The 18817-nt window shown below is 44.8% G+C and carries 17 protein-coding genes; 2 read left to right on the top strand and 15 right to left on the bottom strand.

Features of this window, described 5'->3' with window-relative positions; all coding sequences use genetic code 11:
• Positions 1-204 precede the first annotated feature (204 nt).
• The gene (locus AC6H1S_RS04105) at positions 205-1968 is read right to left on the bottom strand and encodes a helix-turn-helix transcriptional regulator (protein WP_497565229.1); all 1764 of its coding nucleotides are present in this window, start codon (positions 1966-1968) and stop codon (positions 205-207) included.
• 212 nt (positions 1969-2180) lie between these two features.
• Here AC6H1S_RS04105 and AC6H1S_RS04100 point away from each other — a divergent pair, with 212 nt between their 5' ends.
• The gene (locus tag AC6H1S_RS04100; RefSeq protein WP_497565228.1) at positions 2181-3431 is read left to right on the top strand and encodes a DEAD/DEAH box helicase; all 1251 of its coding nucleotides are present in this window, start codon (positions 2181-2183) and stop codon (positions 3429-3431) included.
• 140 nt (positions 3432-3571) lie between these two features.
• Here the strand turns inward: AC6H1S_RS04100 and AC6H1S_RS04095 are convergent, their stop codons facing one another.
• From AC6H1S_RS04095 to AC6H1S_RS04040, 12 genes are all read right to left on the bottom strand, one after another.
• The gene (locus AC6H1S_RS04095; protein ID WP_199139275.1) at positions 3572-4810 is read right to left on the bottom strand and encodes an SAM-dependent methyltransferase; all 1239 of its coding nucleotides are present in this window, start codon (positions 4808-4810) and stop codon (positions 3572-3574) included.
• A gap of 3 nt (positions 4811-4813) precedes the next feature.
• On the bottom strand, positions 4814-5644 hold the full coding sequence (locus AC6H1S_RS04090; protein WP_199139278.1) for a DUF1365 domain-containing protein: 831 nt from the start codon (positions 5642-5644) through the stop codon (positions 4814-4816).
• A 319-nt stretch (positions 5645-5963) separates the two neighbouring features.
• Positions 5964-7208 carry an NAD(P)/FAD-dependent oxidoreductase gene (locus AC6H1S_RS04085; protein WP_497565226.1) on the bottom strand — a complete coding sequence of 415 codons (1245 nt, stop codon included), beginning with the start codon at positions 7206-7208 and terminating at the stop codon, positions 5964-5966.
• A 15-nt stretch (positions 7209-7223) separates the two neighbouring features.
• Entirely contained in the window at positions 7224-8255 is a 1032-nt protein-coding gene (locus AC6H1S_RS04080) for a cyclopropane-fatty-acyl-phospholipid synthase family protein (protein ID WP_497565225.1), read from the bottom strand.
• 23 nt (positions 8256-8278) lie between these two features.
• Positions 8279-9076, bottom strand: coding sequence for a DUF1295 domain-containing protein (locus tag AC6H1S_RS04075; RefSeq protein WP_199139284.1), 798 nt, complete (start codon positions 9074-9076; stop codon positions 8279-8281).
• Positions 9077-9144: 68 nt separating this feature from the next.
• Entirely contained in the window at positions 9145-9564 is a 420-nt protein-coding gene (locus AC6H1S_RS04070; RefSeq protein WP_199139286.1) for a DUF1475 family protein, read from the bottom strand.
• Positions 9486-10214: an acyl-CoA desaturase gene (locus AC6H1S_RS04065; RefSeq protein WP_497565224.1), complete on the bottom strand. Its 729-nt coding sequence runs from the start codon at positions 10212-10214 to the stop codon at positions 9486-9488. The genes AC6H1S_RS04070 and AC6H1S_RS04065 overlap by 79 nt, the downstream gene beginning before the upstream one ends.
• A 46-nt stretch (positions 10215-10260) precedes the next feature.
• Entirely contained in the window at positions 10261-11028 is a 768-nt protein-coding gene (locus tag AC6H1S_RS04060) for a DUF3667 domain-containing protein (RefSeq protein WP_497565223.1), read from the bottom strand.
• Positions 11029-11037: 9 nt separating this feature from the next.
• Positions 11038-11535 carry a cupin domain-containing protein gene (locus AC6H1S_RS04055; protein ID WP_497565222.1) on the bottom strand — a complete coding sequence of 166 codons (498 nt, stop codon included), beginning with the start codon at positions 11533-11535 and terminating at the stop codon, positions 11038-11040.
• Positions 11536-11632: 97 nt separating this feature from the next.
• Positions 11633-12187: a hypothetical protein gene (locus AC6H1S_RS04050; RefSeq protein ID WP_497565221.1), complete on the bottom strand. Its 555-nt coding sequence runs from the start codon at positions 12185-12187 to the stop codon at positions 11633-11635.
• Between the two features lie 112 nt (positions 12188-12299).
• Positions 12300-13202 carry a retropepsin-like aspartic protease gene (locus AC6H1S_RS04045; protein WP_497565220.1) on the bottom strand — a complete coding sequence of 301 codons (903 nt, stop codon included), beginning with the start codon at positions 13200-13202 and terminating at the stop codon, positions 12300-12302.
• Positions 13203-13312: 110 nt separating this feature from the next.
• Positions 13313-15427 (bottom strand): glycoside hydrolase family 97 protein, encoded by a 2115-nt coding sequence (locus tag AC6H1S_RS04040; protein ID WP_497565219.1) that lies wholly within the window; start codon positions 15425-15427, stop codon positions 13313-13315.
• A 212-nt stretch (positions 15428-15639) separates the two neighbouring features.
• Here AC6H1S_RS04040 and AC6H1S_RS04035 point away from each other — a divergent pair, with 212 nt between their 5' ends.
• Positions 15640-16002, top strand: coding sequence for a DUF4180 domain-containing protein (locus AC6H1S_RS04035; protein WP_497565217.1), 363 nt, complete (start codon positions 15640-15642; stop codon positions 16000-16002).
• 22 nt (positions 16003-16024) lie between these two features.
• Here the strand turns inward: AC6H1S_RS04035 and AC6H1S_RS04030 are convergent, their stop codons facing one another.
• Together AC6H1S_RS04030 and AC6H1S_RS04025 are read right to left on the bottom strand one after the other, a co-directional pair.
• On the bottom strand, positions 16025-17101 hold the full coding sequence (locus AC6H1S_RS04030) for a hypothetical protein (protein WP_497565216.1): 1077 nt from the start codon (positions 17099-17101) through the stop codon (positions 16025-16027).
• Positions 17102-17617: 516 nt separating this feature from the next.
• The gene (locus AC6H1S_RS04025) at positions 17618-18688 is read right to left on the bottom strand and encodes a hypothetical protein (protein ID WP_497565215.1); all 1071 of its coding nucleotides are present in this window, start codon (positions 18686-18688) and stop codon (positions 17618-17620) included.
• Positions 18689-18817: the final 129 nt, after the last annotated feature.

Here is an 18817-nt window from a genome sequence, read left to right as displayed (position 1 = left end):
GGGCGGACAAAAAGCGGACATTTAGGTTGAGGGTTAGAAGGGAGAAGGATGGAGGGCTGGAAGGGAGAGGGCTGGAAGGGCAAACAGGTTTTCAGATCGCAGTTGGCAACTAGCTAATTCCCCCAATCAGCCGATGAACCCATTTTCGGTTAACAATATGTTACGCTCAAACGAACCAGGGCGAGTAACTAATGACCATCGAACCTAATCATTCAAAGCACAGATGTAATCTTCAAGAATGGAATCATCTGGCACATTGATTCGCTTTTTCAATCTTCTTTTGCTTCGCGAAACACTGTCTACGCTGATGCCGAGCATATTGGCAATTTGCCCATTGTTCAGTTGCAGGCAAATTAAACTGGCCAAACGCTCTTCTGCCGGATTAATATGGGCCAACAATTGTTTGAGCCGGGAAAAAAACAAAGGATATGCCTTGCTGAAAGCTTCTTTAAACCTGCTCCATTCCTCATCGGTTAACAGCACATAATTAAGCAAGCTATCGTTTAGGTTTTCTGTACCGTTCGCCTTAATTGTTCGCTCTAAATTCTTGATCAGTTTTTCCTTTTCGCTGATGTTTTTGGCGAAGGTACCGAGCCTTTCCCTGGCTTCTTTAATTTCCAGATCTTTGGCCATCCGGTCGCGGTTTAAGATTTCGGTCTGGTGCTTGGTTTTCAGCTTTTGCCTGTTGTACAGCAAAAGACTGATCACCGTTAACAAAAAAATACCGGCTAATATAGAATTCCTCACCAGTTTCTCCTGTTGAAGCTTGGCATTGATATTTTCCAGGCTGTTTTGAATATTGTCAAATTCTATTTTTGTTTTTACGTCTGAAAGTTTTTTAGAACTGATGTCGAGCAGGCGTTTGCTGCTCAGTTCATGGTAAATATCGCCATATTTATAGGCACTATCTGGAACGTTCAGTTTTTGATAGCTTTTTTCAATGCCCTTTGCAGCCAATAATTGCTGTTCTACTACATAAAGTTCCGACTTGAATGTCCATTGGTAAGCTTCTTTCCATTTGGCTAAGGCTTCCTGATAGCGCCGATGTTCAAAATCAATTGCGGCCAAAATGTTCTGTGCCATGGCCATGTTGTTGTACGAGCCCAATCTGCGGCTCTCGTTAAGTTGCAACTTGACCAGGGGAATGCCTTCCTGTTCACGACCCTGCAACACAAGCGCATGGCCAATGTTTCCTTTGGCTATAGCTAGCCAAAGTGTCTGTATATAGGGTTCTTGATCGGGCTTTTTAACCAGTGTATCTATAATTTGCCGGTAATAGTACTTGGCGCTGTCGTATTGGTTAAGCTTGAGGTACGATGCACCTACAATGTCTAACTGGAAGAGATATACCCTCGGATCCCAGGTTTTTTTTGCGGTATTTTTAAAAGCAAGACACTGTAATCCGTAATTGATGCTTTGCCTATAATCATTACTTTGATAGAGGCCAAAGCTTACGTTAAAGAAGCGGTTATGTACATATTTAAAATGCGAAAAACCGATTTTCCGTTGCAGTTCGATGGCTTTCAGGTTATACAGGATATACCGGTTGGTGCCTCTGCCAATCTCTGCACAAAGCGTATACACCTCTGCTTTCAACTGGTCGTCTTTGAGCTTATGGGCCAGTTTGATGCAATTGTAGATGTTTACCGAATCTTGGACAAGGCGTTTTTGCTCAAATTCGAATTTGCCCAGGATTTCGTACATGATCAGCCTGATCTTCAACCTGTCGTCGGGATTTTGATCAACATAGGCATGCAACATGCCCAGCAGTTGCTGATGTTTGGGCAGGTTTAGCCGGCGGTTTTCTTTTTGCGCCTTCAATTGTGCATAACCTATTTCGGCGCGATGCGTTTGGCTGGTATCGGCTACCCGCCAGGCATCGATCAGTGGCCTGATTGGTTTTGGCTGGGCAAAACCCAAGGCAAAGCAGCTGCACCAAAGTGCCAAAAGCAACAACAGCTTGTTCATTGGAGATGCAAAATTAGGTTGGCTAAGATAATATTATTGATCGAGAATAGGCAATAGCGGGCCTGGCATTTGAAAATTGCCTACAACTGATATATTTTTAGTACCTTTGCTCACGAAGCAGAATTTCTTTAATCATTTTAAAGCAACTCGCAAGTTAGTCTTTCCCACAATGATTGTTCTAGCTTCTTCAATTTACATTAAACAGACCTACTTTGTTATTTACAGATTTAAGACTCATTCCGCCTATTTTAAAGGCGCTTGAAACCGAGGGTTATACCCAACCAACCCCTATACAGGAAAAAGCCATACCCAGTATCCTCAAAATAAAGGATTTGCTGGGTTGCGCACAAACCGGAACCGGCAAAACCGCCGCTTTTGCCATTCCCATGCTGCAGATTTTGCACATGCGCCACCTCAACACCAACAAAAGGGCCATCAAAGCGCTGGTACTTACCCCTACCCGCGAATTGGCCATCCAGATCCAGGAAAGCTTTAATGCCTATGGCAAAAACGTAAACCTCAAAAACCTGGTTATTTTCGGTGGCGTAGGCCAACAGCCACAGGTAGATGCCCTCAAAAAAGGTATTGATATTCTGGTAGCCACACCAGGCCGTTTGCTCGACCTGATGAACCAAGGTTACATCAGCCTTAAGGAAATCGAAATTTTTGTGCTCGACGAGGCTGACCGCATGCTCGATATGGGCTTTATCCACGACGTGAAAAGAGTGGTAGCCAAACTGCCAGAGAAAAGACAAACACTTTTCTTTTCGGCAACCATGCCAACCGAAATCCAAAAACTGGCCAATACCATTCTCCAAGATCCGGTTACAGTTGAAGTAACCCCGGTTTCTTCAACCGCAGAAACCATTAACCAATCGGTTTATTTTGTGGATAAGCCGGATAAAAAGAAATTGCTAAGTCATTTGCTCGACGAGCTAAACATAGACCATGCCCTGGTGTTTACGCGCACCAAACACGGTGCCGACCGTATTGCCAAAGATTTGGTGAAACTGGGCGTCAAGGCCGCAGCTATTCACGGCGACAAATCGCAAAATGCCCGACAAAGAGCGCTAAACAGCTTTAAAGACAGGGAATTGCGGGTTTTGGTAGCCACCGATATTGCCGCCAGGGGAATCGATATCGACGATTTGCAGTATGTGTTCAACTACGATTTGCCCAACATTCCGGAAACCTATGTACACCGCATTGGCCGTACAGGCAGAGCAGGTGCCAGCGGTAGCGCCATTTCTTTTGTAGACGGCGAGGAGAACGAATACCTGATCGATATCCACAAGCTCATTAAACGGGTTATTCCTATTGTAGAAGACCATCCTTTTCCCTTGAGTTGGCAAGGCATGATGGCCAAAAAAGAGGTGGTGCGCCAACCGCAGAAAGATTCGAAAGGCAGCGGTACCAAACCCAACAAGAAAAAATTCCACAAACGTGGCCCAAGAAGGAACTAGCTCACGGGCCAATGGCCAATAGTCCTTCGCTAAGCTGATTAATGCTTCTTCCGGTATTCATCGGGAGAAGCATTTTTTAACGAAATAAAAATGGCTTCAGCCAGTTATTCTTCGCCATGATAATTGGGGGCAACCAACAACTACCTGTTGATATTGTTCGGCCTTACATACACCATTTGCATCACATTGATGTTCCGCATTTCGAAGGCTGCTTCGCAATAGTTGAGGTAATAGTTCCATTTGCGAACAAATCGCTCATCAAAACCCAAAGCCTTCACTTTGGCTATTTGCTGGTTAAAATTTTCGTACCACAGTCTTAATGTTCGGGCATAATCGAGCCCAAGATCTTTTAAATCAACCAAAGTCAATTCGCTGGTTTGGTTAATGGCCTTGTTAAGCGCAGCGACCGACGGCAGCAAAGAGCCCGGAAAAATGTGTTTTTGTATCCAATCTACCCCATTGCGCAGGCTTTCGTAACGGCTATCTGGACTGGTAATCACCTGAAAGGCCAAAATACCATCCTTTTTAAGCACTTCGTTGCATTTGGCAAAATAGGATTTGAAATAGTGGTGGCCTACAGCTTCCAACATTTCTACGGAAACGATTTTATCAAACCGTCCCTCAATGTTGCGATAATCTTGGATGATAATTTCCACTTTATCGGCTAATCCGGCTTCGGCTACGCGTTGTTGCGCCAGTTGCTGCTGTTCTACAGAAATGGTAACCGAAGTTACTTTGCAACCATAGTTTTTAGCCATAAAAATGGCATTGGCACCCCAGCCGCTGCCTATTTCGAGTACATGGTCGCTGGCTTTGAGCTGCAGCTGCTCGCAAAGCCGACGGTATTTTTCGTCTTGGGCCTGAGCCAAAGAAAGATCGGGCGTTTTGAAATAAGCCGATGAATAGGTCATGGAAGGATCGAGGAAAAGCGCAAAAAAATCGTTGCTGAGATCATAATGTTCAGCGATATTCTTCTGTGAGCCGGTAATACTGTTCGCCCGATGGTTATGCCCCAGGCGATTAAGCCATTTGAGTAAATTGAGGCCGATATTTTTGATTTTGCTACCCGATACTGAAGGGGCATTCTCAATATTGAGGATCACCCATTTAATCACGCTGGCAATGCTGTCGGTTTCCCATAAGCCATTTACATAAGCCTCACCAAAACCAATATCTCCATAAAGCACAATATTCTTAAAAAAGGTATTGTCCTTTACTACAATCCTGGCCTGAATGGCGGCATACTGCTGGCCAAAGGCCAAGCTCTCGCCGTTGGGCAAATGCAGCTGCAAATAGCCTTCCTGCATCTTATCCAATGCCCGTAATACTGCGTTTTCGTAAAATCCTGATTGCTGTTTGGCTAGAGAGATGGAAGACATTGATTATAGATTAGGTTTATAGGGTTTATATACGTCTTTTTGCAAATGCTGGTTTGCGTCCTTGGCATGGTATTTTATTTTTTTTGTCCACAGCAGCAGGGCCTGCCAATGGATCATCCACATGACCCGCAACGGAATAAGGGGCATCGCAAAGAAATAGCGAAGCATGCTGGCATTGCTAAGCGCTTTTTGCTTTCCCTTTAAGGTACTGACAAAAAACAATTGTCCCTTTTTATCGTGATCGTTGATTTTGATATCGAGTTCCTGACCGGGAATGGCCAAATCAAAGTCGAAAAAATCGTCGAGGTCTGTAAATGGCGAAACATAGAACAACTTAGCTGTCCTGAGTCTGAAATGTCCGTTTTGGAGTTCATCTTTGCCAAAAAAGAACATTTTCATTTCATGGAAGGTATTGCTGATTTCTGCCACTGCACAAAGAGGCCTATCCTCCTCATCGAAGCAGAAGTAGAAAGAAACGGGATTGAAATTATAGCCCAGCACGGAAAGATTGGTTAACAGCATAATTTTGCCTCCCCCTATTTCGACACCATTTTGGGCCAAATATCTACTTATTTGTTCTTTGGTGGAGCCAAAAGACTTGGCATGGGCAATTGGTGGACTTCCGGCTTTCTTTTCGAGCTGGATATGGTCCTTGTCTCTAAAACTAAAAAGATTAAAGCGATTATGGCCAAACCAGCGCAATTTTTTATCGAGCAGTTCCAGCTCGTCCAAGTTGATGTAGAACAGGTATATCCTGTACCAAAAGCTGTGTTTTTTAGGCCACAGCCTGTGGTGCATCACTTTTGCAGTATATAGGCCAGAGGTGAAATTCATGATGGCTATCAAATGGAAGATGGTTTATGGAAAAGGGCTTCCAGATTGTACCTATTTAACCGATGAAATTTTGATAGCCACAAATATTTTTTTGAGCCCGAAGGCTTCCTTCCTAAATTTTTTACCTTCTGTTTCAATTTGTTGATCATCATCTAATTTCTTAAGCACGCTTAACCAATCAATGTTCGGCCTGACAGCTGTTCAGTTTTTGTATTCGCAACACGATGTTTTTAGGTATAGGCTAAATATACCAAAAACCTATTTCATATGCCACTTCCGCTGTGTCCTTTTCCATTTCCCAGCGCCTTCATTTTCCGTCTTACATAGCTCTGCACAACTCAACCGCACTTTTATAGGCATCTTCATGGAAACCGTATTTGAAATAACTGCCACAAAAGTACACCGGTCCACTTTCGTTGAGCAGGTGCAATTCAGACTGGGCCTTCATGGCAGGCACATCGAACAAGGGATGTTCGTAGGCGATTTCCATAATGACCTTTTCCCGGTCTAGGCTTGGTCCTGGATTAATCGACACGAAATAGTCTTTCTTTTTGGAAACACCCTGCAATTTGTTCATCCAGTAAATGGTGCTTGGCACCAGCGTATCGCCCTGCTTTTCTATCCTGTAGTTCCAGCTGCTCCAAGCCATTTTCTTTTGGGGCATCTGTCCTTTATCGGTATGCAATACCGCCAAATTGGGCTGGTATTTAAACTTGGCTAAGAGCCGTTGCTCAGTTGCTGTTTTATCCTGCAATATTTCGAAGGCCTGATTGGCATGGCAAGCCAAGATCACCTTATCGAAAACAATTTCTTCGCCTTTCGAGGTAACCACCATTACTTTGCCATCGCTAAGGCGCCTAACAGCAACAATCTTGGTATTGATGCGGATCTGGTTCCTGAACGGAGCAATCAGCTTTTCTCGGTACGACTGGCTACCATTATGCAAGGTGTACCACTGATGCTGCGTATTCAAGCCCAAAAAACCATGGTTCTTGAAAAAACGTACAAGCGATACCACCGGAAAATCGAGTACCTGCTCCATGGGGGTAGACCATACTGCCGAACTCATCGGAATGAGGTATTTCCACAACATATCTTCGCCATAGCCAAATTCTTTGATGTATTGGCTTAGCGAATAATCCATATACTTCGGATTGTCGAGTATCTGCACGCTCTCCCGATTAAACCGATTGATCTGCAGCAACATCTTCAGGAAAGCAGGATTGAACAGGTTGCGTTTCTGGGCAAAAAGATGCCTGAGGCTCGAACCACAATATTCCAATCCGTCGGGAACATGCTGCACACTGAATGACATATCGGTCTTTTTTACCGGCGCCTCTATCTCCTCAAAAAGTGCACAAAGATTGGGATAGGTTTGGTAATTGAACACCATAAATCCAGTGTCGATGTACACCGGCTTGCCCTCTTCTTCGAGGGTGATGGTATTGGTATGTCCGCCCACATAATTAAGGGATTCGAAAATGGTAAGGTCGTATTTCTTGTAGAGGTGGTGTGCACAGCCCATTCCGGCTATGCCGGTTCCTATAACAGCAACTTTCTGCATAAAATCCTTGTGCTTTTAATTATTTTTTTCGAACAGGTAATGGCATACCATCCACTCGTTGCCTTGATTATAGTTGAACAGTTCGGCGCAGGCCATGTAAAAAAGGCGCCAATACACCCACCATTTTACCGCATTTTTTGGCCCATAGGTCTCTTGTAAAATAGGCATGATCTCTTTTTTGTGCCTGTCCATATTGGCCAGCCAGGCTTCTGATGTTCTGCCATAATGTGTACCGTTAACCACCCAATGTTCGCTTACTTGCAAATGGTCGTTAAAATAGAACAGCAAGTGGTTGGAAGGCATGATGCCCCCGGTAAAGAAATACTTGCTCATCCAGTCGGTTTCGTCAACTACTTCATATTTATAGGCCAGGGTACGATGGGTAAAGATATGAACGAAGAGCTTTCCATCGGGTTTTAAAAAAGAAGCTACCTTGGCCAACAGCAATTGGTAGTTGCGCATGTGTTCGAACATTTCGACCGAAACAACACGGTCAAACGAATCGGCAATGGCGAAAGTATTCATATCGGCAGTTAGCACGGTTAGGTTAGCGATGCCCCGCTTATTTGCCTCATCATCGATGAAGGCTTTTTGCGTTGCCGAATTGGAAACAACGGTAAATTTGCTTTCCGGAAATTTGGCAGCCATGTAAAGCGACAGCGAACCCCAGCCACAACCTAATTCCAACACATTTTGCCCATTTTGCAACTGGGCCCTTTCGCAGGTTAAGGCCAGCATGTCGTTTTCCGAAGTATCAATATCGCGTACACCCGGGTTCCAATATCCGCTGCTATACTTGAGGTTTTTGCCCAGGCAATATTTGAAAAACTGGGTGGGAAGTTCATAATGCTGCTGGTTGGCATCGGCGGTATTGATTGCTATGGGCGAAGACTTTAAATCTGCTATGAGCGCCATCAATTTACGTTGCTGCAATTCTTCGTTGCCTAAGGTTTCGTCTTTAAGTCGCTGCCTCAGCAGCTTTCTGATTCCCGCGCGAAGCAGCGAATCTGGTAATTTATCGTTTTCAAGAAGTTGGTCGTACCACATGGATTATTGTTGTTGTAAAAGCGCTATGATTGTTTTTTAAACCATGGCCAGAAGGCGCTGGTTGTTTCCTGGTATTTTTTATAAGCTATGGGCTTGCTGCGTAAATTTTGTTCTTCGTTGTTTGGCACCCCCGTAACGTTAAGCAAAAGGTATAAAATAATGGCCGGGCCAATGATGGCGACGAAGCCCCAGGGCGAGGCCAGTGCAAACACAAAATAAGCCATCCAGCACAGCCATTCGAAAAAATAATTGGGATGCCTGCTGTAACGCCAGAGGCCTGTATCGCATACCTTGCCTTTATTGTTTGGATTGCGCTTAAAACTGGCCAGTTGCTTGTCTGCCACCATTTCGCCAATAAAAGCCACCAACCAAATACCCAAGCCAACATATTCGATCGCATCTATCTTTGGCGCTGGATTAGCCATTACCAATAAGAAAGGAATGGCCAGCAGCACATTGGAAATGGCTTGAAACTGAAAAAAGAAAAAGAAATTACGCGTTGCCTTGTCGCCCCAGTCTTTGCGCAGCTGCTGGTAACGGCCTTCTTCTTGATCCAAATGACCGATTACCCGTTGCCACAGGTGAAGTCCCAACCTTAATTCGGCCAACAGGAACATGCCTCCAATCAGTAGCTTGCGTGTTTCGAAGCCATCAGACAGCCAATAAATGAGGAGGGTGATTACCGGAAAGTTGAGTGCCCAAAACACATCGACCACCCCGGCATTTTTGATGCGTCGGGCCCAGAGCCAAACCAAAGCCATAATGGCACAGCAGACCAGCAGGCAAATGAGCGCGATAAATAGAAGATTCTTATGATCCATTCGAGTAGCAAGTATCGAGCAGCAAGACAGATTAACCCCACACCTTTCACCCGCTGCCTTCTGGCCATCTATCTTTCTACAAGCAGTTCTTTAACACCTTGGCCCGGCTTTAGTTTGAATAATTTGATCAAAACATAAGCACAAGTAGCCAAGCTACCTAAACATACGAATAAAATTGTCCAAAGGATTTTAATTGGGATGTATTTTTCTTTATAAAACATCCACAAAGCAATGATCAGGATATTCGCATAGAAATCCCATAAGGTTGCGCGCATCCAAGGGATAGCTCCCAAAAAATCCCATTGCTCAAATAGAGAGCTTGCTAAACTGGTGCTAATCACCACATAGGCCATCCATACCAAAACAACAGAAAAAATAATCTTTAAGGTGGTGATTGTTTTCATGGCGCTTAGATTTTTCTGATTCTGATGATACGCATCCAGTGCAGCACCTTCATGACCGGATAGGTTGGATCGAACTCGAACCACCTGGTGGCAAAATTGGGACTGTTTGGCTTTTTATGATGGTTGTTCTGAAACAGCTCGCCCATGAGCAGAAAATCCCAGGGCAAAGAATTTTTGCTGTGATCGTCGTTGTCGTGGTTCGCATACCCGTACTTGTGGCCGCACCAGTTGACGATGGCTCCATGCAGGGGGCCCATTAAAAAATGGATCGGCAACAACAGGAACATCCACCAATGGGTAGCAAATACTATGTAGAACCAAATATAGAAAAGTGCACAGCCGATGCGCCAGAACCAGGAATCGCCAATACGGTCAACCAAAGGCCACTCGGGATAGTTGCCCCGAAAAGCAGGCTCTGGTTCTATTTTATTGTGCAGGTAGTTAAGATACATGTTTTTAGTGGCGATCATCATGCCAAATACATCCTTAAAAAAATGTGGCGAATGCGGATCTTTCTCGGTGTCGCTGTAGGCATGGTGCATGCGGTGCAATATGGCATAGGCCCTTGGATTTAAAAAAGACGAGCCCTGCGAAACCAGCAAAACCAGGTAAAAGAATTTTTCCCAAAAAGGCTCCATCTTGAACATCTTGTGCGATGAGTAACGGTGCAGAAAAAAGGTCTGGCTAAATAGCGACAGGAACCAATGGGCTAAAAAGAATATTAAAATAATCATGAAATATGTAGTACTATATAAACGGCAATTAAAGGAATTTGGTTTTTTAAGCTTTTGTTAAGTGGGTAAACACCAGGTATAAAATTGTTCCGCCTGCACTTAGCACACTCATGGCCACCGTCATGATGAGGTAGCTGAGCAAAGTGAGCCAAAACACTTTTACCCGCGAAAGCTTATCAAAAAACTGGATGTTGACCCAAAGATTAAGGCCAAAGCCTATAAATGCCACGACAGTGCTCATTACTTTGAGCAAAGGGCTGTCGGCCAATAAATAGTTGAGCGGAAAGAACAGCAGCATTACCACCAAAGCCTGCCCCAATAAAAAAGCAGCCATCACAAAATGCTCAACAAAATTATAGCGCTGGCTTCTGAAGGCGAGAAAAGAGCCCAATGCTGAAAACGGCAAGGCGATCATCATGTAAGCTACATAGTGCTGCGAAGCCCACTCGTTAAGTCGTTGAAAAGCAGCTGCTCCATTTTCGCTAAATTCGTACTTTATGCCACCTGCAACATCGGTATGAAAATAGAGGCTTAGAATTCCATACAGCGTAGCCAGCAAAATCACCAATGAAATCGGCCTAAAATGCTTGATCCTCTTCCCTTCGATGTATTCGCGGATGGAATAGCCCGGGCGGGTAAAAAGCTCTTTAATGGTGTAGAACACCCCTTTATCAAAATGCAACAGGTGATGCTGGATATCGTGCCATAAATAATGGGCACTTAATCGATGGGTATCTGTGGCTTGGCCGCAATTACTGCAATAGTTGCCCGCCGTTAAGGCCTGGCAATTCTTACAACTTGTAGATTCTTGCATGCAGTTTTATTACCTCCCGAAATCGTCTTGTACGCGTACGATATCACTCTCGTCTGATGGATTTTGGGCATCGGTATGTTGCCAGATTTCGGCTACTACGCCCCAGTCTTCCAAGCCGATCAAACGGTGGCGCTCGCCTTGCTGCAATTTGATCTGGTCTTTGGGGTGGTAGGTTTTTACTTCGCCCTCCTCGTCGGTGGCGCTGGTTTTAATGCCAACGGTACCACTTACCACTTGCCAAATTTCGGCTCTGCGGTGATGGTATTGCCACGAAAGGCGGGTATTTGGGGCAACAATTAAAATCTTAGGGCTTAATTTTCCGCCTATTTTAAGACTGTTTACATCCAGACCGTCAAAATAAGTATCGGCAAACTGCTGGGCCTGGTCTTCGTCTATTACAAAAAAACCGCCCCACGGACGGGTCTCATCACGGTTTACGACGTTAAAACCTTCTATCTGCAAACGTTGTGCAACGGTATCGAATATTTCTGTTTTTTGAGTTTCCATATCGCCGTAAAAATAAGAAAAAAGCCCTTTCGGGCTTCATCTTTTTTCAACAAACATCTTACTAGCTACAGATTGGCAGGCCATTAGCTTAGTTTTGCTACTTGATTTCGTGTATCACTACATCGAGACCCAAACCTGCAGATTGCAAAATAAGCGGAAAATTGGGGTTATTCAAGATCCAAAGCTCTATTTTGCCGTCTTCGCTGGCTACCTGCGTAGCGTCGATTTCCTTGCCGTCTAGTTTCATGGGATTTAAACCGGTTTCCTTAGGCTTAAACTTCAGGCCATTGTAGGTAAACGACTTATTGGCAGTTAAGGATTTATAGGCATCTTTCGAAATCAGTCCGTAGGTTTCGCTATCGCTTAATTTGGTGGTTCCCTGCGGCGGCTGTTGCGTATAAATTTCTTTGCCGCTTTCGTAGGCCTTTTGGCTGAGCTCGAAAGCACCTTCACCGTAGCCATCTACAAACCAGGCCAAGGTAATTGGTGTTTCCATACGCTTTATGGTAAAGGTTACGGGCACTTCCTGACTTTGTACAAACACCGTTGCGTTTAGCATGGTTCCGGCCTTGATTTCGGGCATGAATTTCTGTGCAAAGCCCGTTATCGCAAGGCCTAGCCCACATAAGGTAAAAACAATTTTTCTGATCATGGTTTTAGTTTTTGGGTTAAAGGTTTACCCGATCAATTTATACAATTTAAGTGGCTTCAAAAACAAGCCATTGTTATTTTTAGTATAAATCTTCAACCCAAAAATCAAACCGCTAAATATTGCTGTAGGCTTTTTTTGCCAACGAATTAGCTTTGAGGTAAACAAAAGTGCGTTGGGCATCGAAAATGATATTGAATCGTTTGAGCACGTCGCCACCAATGATACTCATTTTTTGCCTGCCGATAGCACCTGCAAAAAACCCAACCGGCACATTGGCCAGTTCTATTTTGCCAAGGGCGAAACCCGGCAAGATGGCTTTTTGGGTTTTGATGACATTGCCATAAGAGTCTTTCAGCGATTTTTCGCCAACGATCTCAAGCTTTTTGTCTAACTGGTTGGTGGCCGTAAAGACATCGTCGAACAAAATGGCACCAGCATAGCCCGAATGTATCAAAAACTTATTGCTGAGGCTCTTGCCATCCAATTTGCTTGTGCCTGCTATAAACATGTTGCCGTTGATATAGCTTAGGGGCATTTTTTCATATTTTTTCGCCTTGGCCGGCAATTTTTCGTAAACCAGGATCTGGCTTTTGTCGAAATCGATTTCTACCACCTTGTTCTTAAAAAGATCAGGGCCGAATTTGCCCTCGGTTTGCTGGCCGGAATTTTTGTCTTCCCATACCTCCAGGTTTTCCCACACCAAGTCGCCTATTTTAAGGCTGTTGCTTTTGCTGTACCTCGACTCGCTCTCGCCACCCCAGCTTTTTACGCTGTCTACCCTATCAAAAACCAGGCTTTTCATCCTTTTGGTGGCTTCTTCGGTAAGCATTAACGAACTTGCCGCGGTATGGAACATCAGGCTTACAGTATCTTTATGATTAACCAGGGCCTTTACTGCCATGTTGTTGTATTTGGTAAGCTGAAAAGGGATGATGGCAGGTTTTGAGCTTTGTGCCCAAAGCAACTGGCTGCAAAAGGCAAGCAAGACGAATAGCAAAGATTTGAATTTGTTCATGGGATTGGTTTCTTGGGTGTGTTATTGATTAAAACAAAGCCCCCGGAATGGCTCCGAAGGCTTTACAAATTAGAGATTTAATGCCTGATTGGGCAATTCTATCCTATATTTTACTTTATTTCTTCGAAACTGATGGCGTAGCCGCCCGCAGCCGCGCAAAACTGCGCCAACTTACTTTTGCTGGTTACCGTTATTTTACGGATGTTGTAAGCCTGCGGATTGGTTTTGTAATTGGTTTCCTGGGTATCGGCATAAATAGTTGCCATGTATTTTTTGCCTTTTTCCAAGAAGTCGAGCGTAATATTCGATGTTCGCACATTATCGCCGTTTACACTACCCAAAAACCATTTGCCTGTGCCTTTGGCCTTGCGGGCTACGGTAAGGTACTGGCCGGGCTCGGCTTCGAGGTATTTGCTGTCGTCCCAATCAACCGCCACATCTTTGATAAACTGAAAAGCATCCGGAAAGCGCTCGTAATGCTCGGGCATATCGGCCGCCATTTGCAAAGGGCTGTACAATGTTAAATACAAAGCCAATTGGTTGGCCAGCGTACTGTTTACGTGCGAATTGTTGTTCGGACTGAACTTGCTGATGTCCATTTCGAAAATCCCAGGCGTATAATCCATCGGGCCACCCAACAACCTGGTAAACGGCAGGATGGTAACGTGGTTGGGCTTTGAACCCCCAAAGGCCTGGTATTCGGTGCCTCTGGCCGATTCGTTGCCAATCAGGTTGGGGTAGGTACGGGCAATGCCTGTTGGGCGTACGGCCTCGTGCGCATTGACCATGATGTGGTAGTCGGCCGCCTTTTCTATGGCATATTGGTAGTGATTGATCATCCATTGGCTGTAATGGTTTTCGCCTACCGGCAAAATGTTACCTACATAACCACTCTTAACCGCATCGTAGCCATTGGCCTTCATAAATTTGTAGGCGGTATCGATGTGGCGTTCATAATTTCGAACCGACGATGAGGTTTCGTGGTGCATGATGAGTTTAATGCCTTTGGCTTTGGCATAAGCCTGCAGTTCTTGCACATTAAAATCGGGATATGGAGTTACAAAATCGAACACATAATCTTTCAAATGGCCAAACCAGTCTTCCCATCCCACATTCCAGCCTTCAACCAATACGGCATCAAAACCGTTTTTAGCGGCAAAGTCGATGTACTTTTTTACATTGGCCGTGGTGGCGCCATGTTTGCCGTTGGGTTTGGCCTTGTTGTAGTTGGTGATGCCCAATTCAACCGTCGGGTAATCGTCGGTATAGGCCCAGGTGCTTTTGCCGGTAATCATTTCCCACCAAACCCCCATGTATTTTACGGGCTTGATCCACGAAACATCCTTGATTTTTGAAGGTTCGTTCAGGTTATAGATCATTTTTGACGCTACAATATCACGGGCATCATCGCTAACCATTACGGTACGCCAAGGGGTGTTGAAAGGCACCTGCACATAACCCTTATCGCCTTTGGCATCGGGCGTTAGCCACGATTGGAAAGTCATGGTACGGTCGTCGAGGTTAAGGTGCATGCACGGATAGTTGAGGAGCGCGGCTTCGTGGATATTGAGGTACAAGCCGTCGTTGGTTTTCATCATCAGCGAAGTTTGAACGCCTGTTGGCGAAAACCCCTGCTGCGATACATTGGCGGTTCTGGCCTTTTCGCCCAAAGCCCTGATTTCGCTCAGCTTGGTGGTATTGTAATCATATTCCTGGGTATCGTAATCACCCGGAATCCAAAAAGCGGTATGATCGCCGGCCATGGCAAATTCGGTTTTTTCTTCTTTTACCACAAAGTAAGTGAGGTTCTTTTGCGTAGGGAATTCGTAGCGAAAGCCCAGACCTTCATCAAAAAGACGGAAACGGATCCGAATTTTCCGGTCGGTTTCTTTTTGGGCAAGCGTTACGGCCAATTCGTTGTAATGGTTGCGAATGACGTTTACCTCGCCCCAAACCGGTTTCCAGGTTTCGTCGAAGGTAGAAGTTTGGGTGTCGGCAATGGTAAAATCGCTTAACAGGGATTTTTTATCGTCTTTCAGTTCAAGGCCGAGCTTACTGGTTTTAACCACGTCTTTTTGCTTGTATTGCAGGCTGTAAGTCGGCGTTCCGTTGGCATTGAGCGCAAAGCTCATGGTGATATTTCCATTTGGCGATTTGAGTTGCTGCGCCTTAACCGCACAGGTAAACACAAATACCCAAACCATTAACAGTTGTAGTTTCTTCATATTGCTGAATTAGGCAATAAAATTAGCCTAATATTTCTAGAAAAAATAATCTTGTAACAAAGACCGTGATTTTAGGGTGAGCACCTCACATCAACAACAAGGCGATGGCTTTGCGACCACCTTAGCTGCCTTAGAAAAGAAAGGCTGAGAAAAGGAAAAATCTTTTTGTTATCCATCCTATTTACTTAAATAACCGTAACTTTAACCTCCTCATGAAAATCGAAAGCCACCAAGTAAACGGCGCCCAAATTGCCGAAATCATAGCCGACACCACGATTATTAAAACCGCCGAAGATGGCCTCGATTTACTGGGAAACTTGTATTATCAGGGCTTCGACAAAATTATTGTTCGCGAAAGCCAGCTTACGCCGGCATTTTTCGACCTGAAGAACGGCATGGCCGGAGAAATCCTCCAAAAATTCTCAAACTATCGGGTTCAGCTGGCCATCGTTGGCGATTTTTCACCTTATACCAGCAAAAGCATCAGGGATTTCATGTTGGAAAGCAATACCAGAAAACACGTCAATTTCGTGGACTCGCTGGCAACTGCCATTCAGGTACTTTCGGAAAAATAGCCGTGCATCGTGATTTCCTTGCCTAATTTCCTGGTAGCCTGACCGATTTTTCGGCAGGGGTTTCGTTGAAATAGGATACCTTACCCTCGCCTTCTCTTTCGGTACGCCCGCTGCGTTGCAAAACCAATGCGGTACGGTTGCCATTGGCGCCGATGCTAAAAGTGTAGGTATATTTTTCCAGTTTCCGTGGACTGCTTTTCAGCCTTTTACCCCAGGTTTCGTTAATGGTGCGATTGGTTACATCGCTGTTTCCATTAGATGTCTTTCCCATTTTACTCCATTCCTCATTTTGTCCGTTGGTAGGATTGACGGTAAGCTGATTACCATTTACCGACCATGTACCGGTTTCGTGTTCATAAGTTTTAGTAGTAGTATAATGTGAGGCTAAAACCTGAACAAACCTGTAAGTACCGTCGGCATTGAACTGGTATTGGCCGGTAAAAAACCCTCCGGTGTTATAGCCGGTCATGGTTCCTGCCCCTGTAAATTTTTCGGTAGAAGTTCCCTCCCATATCCTTCCCGCAAGCGGCGCATTACTGCTGTTACCTGTGGTTAAGGTTTTTTGCGAGGTTGCGGGCAAAACCGAATTGCCGTGCTCATCTTGCCCAGTTTTCGACAGCTCTAAGGAGTTCAGAAAATCGGCCAAATCTTTTTCATACTGCTGGCTGTTGGCCATAACCACCACGCTCACTGTTTGTCCGTTGCCCGTGGCCGAAAGCAAGGCCACCTTACCTTTATTGCCTTTATCGGTATAGGTGCTGCTTCCCGTTACAATTCCCCAACCGTTTTCATGGGTGGCGGGCTGCATTACAGGCTCTCCATCTACCTGGATCTGGCCTTTGATGGCTGCCGTCCATTTGCGGTTAAAATTTTCATCGGCAGAAGCGGCAGAAGGTTTTGCCTTGGTGATGATAACCATGGCGTAGGCTCCGGTTTTTTGATCAGAAACCGCCAACTGAACCGCCACTTCGTTTTGTTGCTGTTGCCAGCCTTTGGGCTGGGTAAAAGAGATGACATCAAAGGTTTGCCTTTGGGCAAAGCTGGTACAGCTCATCAGCAAAAATGAATGAAGGAGAAGGACGATTTTGAGCAGTTTCATGGCTATGGATTCTTCGGCTTATTGATAATTGTCTATGGTGAAGTTAATGGTGTTGTTCCGATAAGGCCAAAGCAGGTATTAAGCAATACGAGAACTATCTTTTTCATGACTTAACGTTTAACAGGATAAAATTAGACCAGCTGACCAGGGAAATCAATCGTTAAAAAGGATGATTTTATGCTTAGCGTATCGTTAGGATATCGTTATTTGGGAGTGTACAAACACATTGGCGCTGCTGCTTCCAGCAATAAGGCTCATCCATCCCGAAACACCGACCTCTATGCCTTTATCGCTCAACTGTGCATCGCCCATGCCTGGCTGATTGGCTTCGGCAATATGCTGGTCGACTGTTTATCCAATTGCCGCTGCGCCTGTTTGATTTTAGCTTGCACTTCCTTATTTGTGGTTGGATTTTTGGACTGGGCCAACACTATTGTGGCTGGCAACAAAGCGATTAGTATGAGGGATAAAAATTTCATAGCCGTTAAATTTGGTGAGACAGACATTGGCATTATTTTACTGTGGCAATTGTTTATTTTCGAAGCCGGTTTTAAATCCGGGCGGATTATCGATGATGGATTTGTTAGCTTCCATCAGCTTGTAGCTAACTTCATATTGATGGCTATTGGAGTTGCCTTCCCTTTGGGTTGGCCCAGTCATTTTGAGGATAAGACAATAATCCTGGCTTCCCGAAAAATATTTGATTTCAAAAGCATAGGTTGCTTTTTCCAATTTATAATCAGCTGTTTTTACAGGGTTGCCCCAAACCTTGGTACTTTGTCCCTTAGCCCACCAGCCACCCTTGCCCTGTTTGGGGGTAATGGTTAGCTGGTTGCCATTAACCGAGTAAGTTCCGGTTTCGTAAACGTATAAAATATCCTTCATCAGGGTTTGCCATTGCTTGTTGCGAAACAGGTAGGTGCCATCGGGATAAAAAGCATATTCTTTTCTCATGTAGCCCGCGGTATATTGCGGAAAACCATTGACGTAACTCCCTGTCGTTTCCAAGGTATTATCGCACCATAAGCCCACTATAGAAGTTTTTCCGGCTCCGCCTTTGACCACAGGCTTTGCGACAACCACATTGGCTTGCGCCACTTTTGCCCATTCGAGCGAGCTGATTAATGCCAACAGTTCTTTTTCATAGATTTTGGTATTGGTCATTGCAGCCACGCTCACCATTTGTCCGCCACCTGTAGCAGTTAACAAAGTAGCCATTCCCTGATTGGCTCCTTCGGTGTAACTGGCGCGGCCAGAAATTACAGTCCACCCGTTTTGCTTGGTGGCTTGCTGCAGGCTCGGTTCACCGTTTACCTGTACCGAACCCTTTACCAACCTGAGCCAATCATTGCTGAAATTTTCATTGGCTGATGCAGCTGATGCATTGGCCTTGGTAATAACGGCAATGGCATAGCTACCGGTTTTGCTATCCATAACCGAAAGCTGCAGGCCACCTTCGCCTTGCTGCTGCTGCCAGCCCTTGGGCATCGTAAAAAAGACGGCATCAAAGCTTTGCTTTTGGGCAAAACCCGCATAGCCCATTAATAAAAATAAATTCATCAGCAACATATTTTTAATCAGTTTCATAGCGGTGTTTTTAAACATAAACCATAGGATAAAACTAGATTGGATGACCAGGGGAAACAATCATCAAAAAAGATGATTTTATCGTTTCGAACCACCCCTGTTATTGAATTTCAAACCCATATGACCAAC

The sequence above is a fragment of the Pedobacter sp. TM02 genome, assembly GCF_059705275.1.
This window is presented reverse-complemented; position numbering and strand designations above follow the sequence as displayed.

What these genes read in the sequence shown, in the direction of transcription:
- AC6H1S_RS04105 (WP_497565229.1), bottom strand. Translation starts at nt 1,968, where the DNA reads ATGAACAAGCTGTTGTTGCTTTTGGCACTTTGGTGCAGCTGCTTTGCC.
- AC6H1S_RS04095 (WP_199139275.1), bottom strand. Translation starts at nt 4,810, where the DNA reads ATGTCTTCCATCTCTCTAGCCAAACAGCAATCAGGATTTTACGAAAAC.
- AC6H1S_RS04090 (WP_199139278.1), bottom strand. Translation starts at nt 5,644, where the DNA reads ATGAATTTCACCTCTGGCCTATATACTGCAAAAGTGATGCACCACAGG.
- AC6H1S_RS04085 (WP_497565226.1), bottom strand. Translation starts at nt 7,208, where the DNA reads ATGCAGAAAGTTGCTGTTATAGGAACCGGCATAGCCGGAATGGGCTGT.
- AC6H1S_RS04080 (WP_497565225.1), bottom strand. Translation starts at nt 8,255, where the DNA reads ATGTGGTACGACCAACTTCTTGAAAACGATAAATTACCAGATTCGCTG.
- AC6H1S_RS04075 (WP_199139284.1), bottom strand. Translation starts at nt 9,076, where the DNA reads ATGGATCATAAGAATCTTCTATTTATCGCGCTCATTTGCCTGCTGGTC.
- AC6H1S_RS04065 (WP_497565224.1), bottom strand. Translation starts at nt 10,214, where the DNA reads ATGATTATTTTAATATTCTTTTTAGCCCATTGGTTCCTGTCGCTATTT.
- AC6H1S_RS04060 (WP_497565223.1), bottom strand. Translation starts at nt 11,028, where the DNA reads ATGCAAGAATCTACAAGTTGTAAGAATTGCCAGGCCTTAACGGCGGGC.
- AC6H1S_RS04055 (WP_497565222.1), bottom strand. Translation starts at nt 11,535, where the DNA reads ATGGAAACTCAAAAAACAGAAATATTCGATACCGTTGCACAACGTTTG.
- AC6H1S_RS04050 (WP_497565221.1), bottom strand. Translation starts at nt 12,187, where the DNA reads ATGATCAGAAAAATTGTTTTTACCTTATGTGGGCTAGGCCTTGCGATA.
- AC6H1S_RS04045 (WP_497565220.1), bottom strand. Translation starts at nt 13,202, where the DNA reads ATGAACAAATTCAAATCTTTGCTATTCGTCTTGCTTGCCTTTTGCAGC.
- AC6H1S_RS04040 (WP_497565219.1), bottom strand. Translation starts at nt 15,427, where the DNA reads ATGAAGAAACTACAACTGTTAATGGTTTGGGTATTTGTGTTTACCTGT.
- AC6H1S_RS04035 (WP_497565217.1), top strand. Translation starts at nt 15,640, where the DNA reads ATGAAAATCGAAAGCCACCAAGTAAACGGCGCCCAAATTGCCGAAATC.
- AC6H1S_RS04030 (WP_497565216.1), bottom strand. Translation starts at nt 17,101, where the DNA reads ATGAAACTGCTCAAAATCGTCCTTCTCCTTCATTCATTTTTGCTGATG.
- AC6H1S_RS04025 (WP_497565215.1), bottom strand. Translation starts at nt 18,688, where the DNA reads ATGAAACTGATTAAAAATATGTTGCTGATGAATTTATTTTTATTAATG.